General features: G+C 44.5%; 8 protein-coding genes. 4 read left to right on the top strand and 4 right to left on the bottom strand.

The genetic code is table 11. From position 1 onward, the window contains the following. Positions 1–1,643 (bottom strand): ferrous iron transport protein B (gene feoB, locus D6D85_RS13105; RefSeq protein WP_125672486.1); only part of this gene is annotated, 1,643 nt, incomplete at its 3' end. Between the two features lie 109 nt (positions 1,644–1,752). On the opposite strand from feoB, the gene D6D85_RS13100 reads away from it, so the two are divergent. After that, entirely contained in the window at positions 1,753–2,142 is a 390-nt protein-coding gene (locus D6D85_RS13100) for a retropepsin-like aspartic protease (RefSeq protein WP_125672485.1), read from the top strand. Between the two features lie 6 nt (positions 2,143–2,148). Here D6D85_RS13100 and D6D85_RS13095 read toward each other — a convergent pair whose 3' ends face one another. The 3 genes from D6D85_RS13095 to D6D85_RS13085 all read right to left on the bottom strand — a co-directional run bounded on the left by D6D85_RS13095 (position 2,149) and on the right by D6D85_RS13085 (position 5,099). Continuing rightward, positions 2,149–2,673, bottom strand: coding sequence for a metallophosphoesterase family protein (locus D6D85_RS13095; RefSeq protein WP_125672484.1), 525 nt, complete (start codon positions 2,671–2,673; stop codon positions 2,149–2,151). A 62-nt stretch (positions 2,674–2,735) separates the two neighbouring features. Further along, entirely contained in the window at positions 2,736–2,957 is a 222-nt protein-coding gene (locus D6D85_RS13090; RefSeq protein WP_125672483.1) for a FeoA family protein, read from the bottom strand. Positions 2,958–3,023: 66 nt separating this feature from the next. Continuing rightward, a complete protein-coding gene (locus D6D85_RS13085; RefSeq protein ID WP_125672482.1) occupies positions 3,024–5,099 on the bottom strand; it encodes a hypothetical protein in 2,076 nt (691 codons plus the stop codon). Positions 5,100–5,327: 228 nt separating this feature from the next. Here D6D85_RS13085 and D6D85_RS13080 point away from each other — a divergent pair, with 228 nt between their 5' ends. The 3 genes from D6D85_RS13080 to D6D85_RS13070 all read left to right on the top strand — a co-directional run bounded on the left by D6D85_RS13080 (position 5,328) and on the right by D6D85_RS13070 (position 7,026). Continuing rightward, complete coding sequence (locus tag D6D85_RS13080; protein WP_125672481.1) at positions 5,328–5,723, top strand: hypothetical protein; 396 nt, start codon at positions 5,328–5,330, stop codon at positions 5,721–5,723. A 140-nt stretch (positions 5,724–5,863) separates the two neighbouring features. Continuing rightward, complete coding sequence (locus D6D85_RS13075; protein WP_161969881.1) at positions 5,864–6,295, top strand: hydrogenase/urease maturation nickel metallochaperone HypA; 432 nt, start codon at positions 5,864–5,866, stop codon at positions 6,293–6,295. Beyond that, on the top strand, positions 6,292–7,026 hold the full coding sequence (locus tag D6D85_RS13070) for a P-loop NTPase (protein ID WP_125672479.1): 735 nt from the start codon (positions 6,292–6,294) through the stop codon (positions 7,024–7,026). Before D6D85_RS13075 ends, D6D85_RS13070 begins: the two co-directional genes overlap by 4 nt.

Genomic DNA, 7,026 nt, shown 5'->3' with positions numbered 1-7,026 from the left:
AACCAGAATATTATCACCATCGGAAATATTATCACACCAGCCTTCCTCAGGAAGTGCATCGTGTTCACCCTGGTGTACCACCATATCACCCTGAGAGAAGGCACATGGTAAGGCGGTATCTCCAAAAGGAGCTCTGGCTTCCATCTAACTTTGAGCACATAAACCTGCACTATCTTTGCAGATAAAAGGAAGACAACAATTGACAGAAGATATAGGAGCATCAGAAATGATGATTTTGCAAGAGGAGAGGAGAATGCAGCGGAGCTCAGCGCAATCAGGACTATTAATCTGGCTTGGCATGGTATAAATGGAACTGACATTGCAAGGCTTGCTCTCTCCCTGTCATCATCAAGGGCTCTGGTTGCCATCACAGCTGGTACATTGCATCCAAAGCCGATCATAGCTGGAAATACAGATTTGCCGCTCAATCCAAATGGTCTCAGAAATCTGTCAAAGGATACAGCCACTCTTGCAAGAATTCCTGTGTCCTGAAGGGCTCCCAATAAAACGAATACGAGAAATATCAGGGGAAGAAAGCTGAGCACACCGGAAAGACCTGCTATTATTCCATCCGTCAGCAAGCTCAGAGCCCACTCAGGAGCCGGTATTTTTGATGCCTGAGATGAGATCCAGTCGAATATATAGCCCATAATCCCTGATATGCTGTGCTCCTCTATGAAGGAAGCCTGCTCCTCTAGGCCAATCTGTGAGAGAATCACGTTTATGGGAAAGCCTGTGTTGAGCGCAAAGATCAATGAGAACAGGGATATCAAGAGCAGTGCTGAGATAATTGGACCTGCTATCGGATGCAGAAATGCTTTATCCAAGCTTTCAGATAGCTCCTGCCTGACAACAGATGTTCTCTTCACCCTTCTCCTCACAATATCATCTATAAGCTTGTATCTTGCCTCTATCACGAGCTGTGCTGGATCTGCATTCAGCTCTTTTCTCGCTCTCTCAACCACCTCCTCAGCTCCGGTTCCCTTTACCGCATTCACAAACTCTGAATCACCTTCGAGCACTCCAACAGCCACAAATCTGGATGGATACTGTGGAAGTATCCCCTTTTCCTCCACTATCCTCTGTATCTCTTTTATATAAGGCTCAAGCCCGTTGTAATCCACCTTCAGCTCCGATTTTCTCATCTCTCCAGCGAGTATCCTGTCGAAAAGGACTCCTATTCCCTCCCCTTTTGTCGCAACGGTTCCCACAAAGGGAACTCCAAGATCGGATGAAAGACCATCAAGATCCACGTGAATTGCCCTTCTTCTAGCGCAATCCATGAAGTTGACCACAACTATAACGTTGGGCGTGAGCTCCATAGCCCTTATGACAAGGTAAAGTGTTCTATCAAGGGATGTTGCATCCGTTATGACAACTAAAACATCAGGCTTTTCCTTAACTATGAAATTCCTCGCCACAGCTTCAGCTATCTCCTCAGCTCCACCAGCAGTCAGACTGTATGTGCCGGGGAGGTCAACAAACCTTATCTTCCTTCCATGATGAACTGCATGCCCCTCTTTCAGCTCAACAGTTACTCCTGGCCAGTTAGCCACATGGGCTGTTTCGCCTGTGAGCATGTTGAATATGGTGCTCTTTCCCACGTTCGGATTGCCGGCCAGTGCGACAACTATCTCCTGCATATGTTAGCTTAGCCTAACTTTTATTTAAATCTAATTATGTGCTATAGCACATAATATATCGCTCATTGAACTGAAGAAAGTTTTATTTAAGATAGGTCTAAGGCTGTTGATGAGGACGGAGCAGGCAACTGCAAACGTGGAGATAATGTACGAAGGAAGAAAGATTGAGCTTAAATGTCTTGTGGACACTGGAGCCAGCTTAAGCATAATCTCCAAAGAGGTTGCTGAGGAAATCGGCGCCTTCATTCCCTTTAAAGAGCCCTATGAAGTGGGAACTGCAAGTAAGGAGGGAAAGCTGAGGATAATCGGCTATTGTAGGGTTGGAGTTAGGTTTGAAGGCGTGGAGGTACCGGGAGGGGCTGTTTTTGAAGTTGCAGAGAACTTAAGAGAGGGCTTAAAACTCGTGATAGGGAGGCCTGAGATAGACAAGTGGGGCATTATCTTCACGCCCAAGGGGCCGAGACCAAGGAAAGTGCCGATAGAGTTCGAGGTAATATAACTTTAGCTATTTCCTTGTAAAACTTTTCTCAAGCATAACCCTGCCTGATAGCTCAATTATTCTCACCTTCAGCTCCTCTTCAGCTTCTATCAAAGAGAAAGTTGGAGGGTACCCCTTCTTGTCCTCCTTCTTCATGTGACCGGGGTTTATGTATACAACCCCCTCGATCAACTCAGCCCTAGGAATGTGGGTGTGCCCGTGAATTATCAGGTCGACAGCTTTTCTTCTAACAAGATCCTGCGGATCAGGATCCCATGGAAGATCATTTTCATGCCTTAAGTGGGAGTGGGTCAGCAGAGATAGCCATCCACTTAAATTGAGGATAATCCTGTTTGGAACCTCGGGCTTTGAGTAGTAGCTCTCATAAACCCCGGGAACCCTTAAAAGAGGGAAATCCCTCAGAAGCTCAGCATCCTCATAGTTATCTCCAAGATGCACCACCAGATCCGGATTTATCTCCCTTATTCTGGGCAAAATTGACTTCAAGTTGTCCAGCTCGCCATGAGTATCACTCATCACCATTACCAGCATAAGCTGTTATACCGGTGGAGATAAAAAGCTATAAAGAAATAGCAATGAACTTACAAAACTCTTTAAACAGGCTCCACCATTATGCTTGAGGCCATCCCCCTACCTATGGCTATCTTTACCCCTCTTACCTCGACAACAACAGGTCCTGGAAAGCTGGAGAGCAGAACGACTTCAGCTCCCGGAGTTAGGCCCATCTCCATCAATCTTCTCCTTCTCCCAGCTCCTCCCTCTATTGACACTATCCTTACCTTGGTTCCGGGAGGTATTGATGCCAGCGGCGTCATTTTCCCACATGTTAGATTAGCCTAATTTTTATTTAAACTTAATTATGTGCAATAACACATAAAGGTTCAGGCGGACTTCCTCAGCCTTCTCTGCAGAAGCTCTATCCAAGGTGAGAATGATGTTATCACTCCCAGAATCCAGAGGAGATTTATCAGCGGCACATATCTTGCCTTAACGATGTAGGTCTCCTCCTGACTTCTTCCTATGAGGGCAAGGGCTGCATCCCCTATGGAGGTCTGAACATCAGTTGAGTACAATGCCCTGGTTACTAGGAGGGATTTTGTGGCCAAAAGCCTTGGTCTATCCGTTATGTTCAGGCTGGATATGTAGAGGAGAAGAGCCGAGCTCAAATTCCTTCCTAGAACAGAGCTTCTTCCATCTATGCTTATCTGAATATCTCCAAGAGGTAAATGCATTATTGTTGAGCTTTCTCCAAATGATCCATTCACGAGAAAGCTCCTCATATCGTACACAATGGGAACGCTTCTCCTTGATCCATCCACCTCCAGATCGAAGTTCATGGTGAGCTTTTCCGGCACCTCATCCGGAAGGAGAAGAAAGTAATCGCATGATGGAACACAGCTTGCGGAGTAGGTGGAGTTTATCACTGTGTTGTAGTCCATCAGCATCCCAGCAACTTCATCATCCAGCCCGGACAGGATTTCTTCTATCTTCATCCCCGTCTCCTCGACCACGGATATGGGCATGTATGGGATTGGAAGGGATATGCTACCGTTTCCTATGGAGAGATCAGCCTGTGTGAAGAGAACTGTCCCATTCCTCAGCTCTATTACCCCATTTTCTGACCTTATATTCCAGATAAAGATCCTTTTAAATGTCATATTTCCCCAAGGCACATTTACACTGAGATCAGATGTTATCAGAGCTGTAGCATTCCCTGTGAACTTATCTTCCATCTCCATCCTGCAGAAGGCCTCGGATGCATATGGAAAATAGTAATATGTGCTGTAGAGCTGCATTAGATTTACGGAAAGGGATCCATTCAACTCGATTTTTCCGGAGGAGTTAACAAGAATTTTCCCTGTGCTTGAGTTTAGAAGGGTTATATTTGCATTTCCTCTTGCTGAAAATGGTATGTTTATGTTCCTCATAGCTCCCACATAAGAGAGAAGCTCGTTTAGGTCTCCCTTTGATCCATTCATGACATAGTATATTTCATTAAGCATCTCTCTAGCTAGAAATATTGTGTCTCTGCTTGCTGATATTACGTCCTTATCCGCTATGTGAGGATCAATTGACCCAGAGAGAACACCACTGCTGCCAATTATCCTTATGCTGTGCCCCTGAATATCAGCAGCCTCCCCTTTCTTCAGAACAAAGGAGCTGTATCCTCCGGGGGTGACAAAACCTGCTGTTAAAAGGGAGAGGGATAAGAACAGTGCTATTATAGAGTTTCTCTCGGGAGAGACTATGGAGGAGATTGCCAGCAGGAGAGCAAGCCCTGGGAAAAACGGCATCTTCAGAAATAACAGGGATAATGAAAGGGCAAGCGATATAATTGTTGTTACAGCAAAACTCCTCCAGCTGTACCTCCATATCCTGCCAGAAATTCCAAGGAGAAGGACTGATAGAGCTATATCAACTCCCAGAGGAAATGGTCTTATCATCTCTTTCCCAGCTCCTATGAACATCAAAATGGAATAACCGAAGAGCGAGTAAAGGATAATAAGGTAGAAAACAGTTCCTCCTATCAAAATCACGATCTCTGATATCTCCTTGAGGCCAGCAGGTCTTAGCTCGGATCCTTCCTTCATTACATAGTATATGGCCATGAACAGAAAGGGAAGCGAGAGAGGGAAGAGATATCCTGCTTTCAGGAAGATCTGAAGCATTAAAATGGAGGAAAAGCCGGAAAGCATTATGAAAAACCTTTTATAGGCCTCATCAACGAATACATAAGTGAGAAGACTGATCCATATGAGAAGAAGGGAACACTCCCTAGCCGACCAAGACCAGAGGATCCCGTACACTGAATACAGGTCATTTGACATGGAGAGGAGGGATAGAGTTGATAAAGACAGGGATAGAAGGGCTACTTCTTTCTCCCTCCTCCTCACGGATAGGATTGACGATGCGACTGCAAGAAGGGAGGTTGAATATGCGAGTAGATCTGTCAACATAAGCCCTATAGCCTGGCCTGTTTATAATACTTCTCTTTGCTAGCAGAACTGAAGAAAACAATTAAAATAAGGATTATTATGCCAGATCTTACTCATCCAGCTCCTTCATACCCCGTGTCCGGACTTTCAAGCAATCCTATCTATATTTTGCAACTCTTTAACTCAGGGAATCATCAACTTTCTTTGACTGAAGGAAATCCTTTTATTTAAGCATGTGCCTTTCACATTGTGGCGGTCACAACAAAGCTTATAGAGGAGATGAAGAAGGATAAAGAACTTGAGAATGAGTTCCTCACCTTTATTGCTGAGAGGATATCACTAAGGCCTGAGATAAGGAAAATGATGATATCAGCAGTTTTAAGGGAAGTTGCAACAAAGGAGGATATGGAGAAGCTGAGGAAGGAGGTAAAGGACGATATGGATAAGCTGAGAATAACGATGAAGGAGGAAATGACAAGACTGGATCAGAGAATTTCATCTCTGGAGCAAAGAGTTTCCTCATTGGAGCAGAGAATGTCGAAGATCGAGGGACAGCTATCTATAATGATAAAGATGTTCATAGCCTTCAATGTTCCAATATTAGTGGGGATAATAGGAATTCTGTTGAGGACGTATATTCCATAATTATCATTAATTGTCTAGTTAAAATTTACAAATATATCTGCAAAAATTTGATAATTGAATTTCCATTAAAGGTTTACTGAGAACAGAAGGTAAACTGAAAATGCTTATCTATATCCTGTTCTCTGTGCAGAGGTGATCATGTGCACGAGTGGTCCTTGGCAGATGCAGCTGTAAGATCTCTTCTCTCCTTCGGCGAGGAAAAAGGGTTCAAAAGATTCATAGAAGTTGAGATCTTGGTGGGAGAGATAATGGAAATAGACAAGGAGGTGTTTAAGGAGGCCTTTCTCATGCTATCAAGGGGGACAATTCTGGAAAATGCAAACATAATCTTCTCCGAGGAAAAGGCATCTTTCAGGTGCAACTCCTGTGGAAACAGATGGGACATGGAGAAAGCTGAGGAGATAATAGAGAGGGAAGTTGGAGTGGAGGAAGAAGGGGGTGAAATGGAGAGTCCCCTCCACTTCATGCCAGAGCTCGCATGTGCTTTGATGAGATGTCCTAAGTGCGGGAGCAGGGATATATCAGTGGAGAGCGGTAGGGATCTGTCCATAAAAAGGGTGGTGGCTGAATGATAAACAGAGAGATCATTCTCAAGCACCTTGTACCAAGAGATATAGGAAAACTGATCCTCATCGGATCTGGAAAAGGAGGAGTTGGAAAGAGCACTGTCTCGATATTTCTCTCCCTTTTAACAGCAGAAAAAGGGAATAAAACCGGGCTTTTGGATCTGGATGTTCACAGCAGCAGCATAGCCTCTGTATTCAACATAGACGGAAAAATAAGAGCTGGAAAATATGGTTTTGAGCCTCTAAAAAGGGGAAACCTTGAGGTGATGTCCTTGGGCTTTGTTCTCGGGGACAGGCCTGTCCCTCTCAGAGGAGAGGGAGAATCAAGCGTGGTCTCTTGGCTTATTTCCATGACAAACTGGGGAGATCTGGATTACCTGATAGTGGATTTGCCTCCGGGAACAGGAGATGAGGTGTTATCAGCAATTAGGATGAGCAGTGGAATGAGAAGAGGGAATATAGCTGTGACAACCCCATCTAAGATATCCGTGGATGCTGTGAAAAAGTATGTCAAGCTACTTAAGGATGAGAACGTAGATGTGGATGCAGTAGTAATCAACATGTCAAGACTTGGAGACCTGAAGCTTTTTGGAAACATGGAGTTTGGCGAGAACGCAATAGAGCTTCCTTTTGATCCAGGAGTGGAGGAGTTCTTCAGAGGAAAGAGGGAGTGGAGCTCTCTATCAAAGGAGTTTCTCTTGGGAATAGAGAGAATATACGAGATAGCAAAATCATAG

Origin of the sequence: Candidatus Methanodesulfokora washburnensis (genome assembly GCF_003947435.1) — an archaeon.
Classification (GTDB): Archaea; Korarchaeota; Korarchaeia; order Korarchaeales; family Korarchaeaceae; genus Methanodesulfokora; species Methanodesulfokora washburnensis.
Note: the sequence above shows the minus strand (reverse complement) of the source record. Positions and strands in the feature narration are given on the sequence as shown.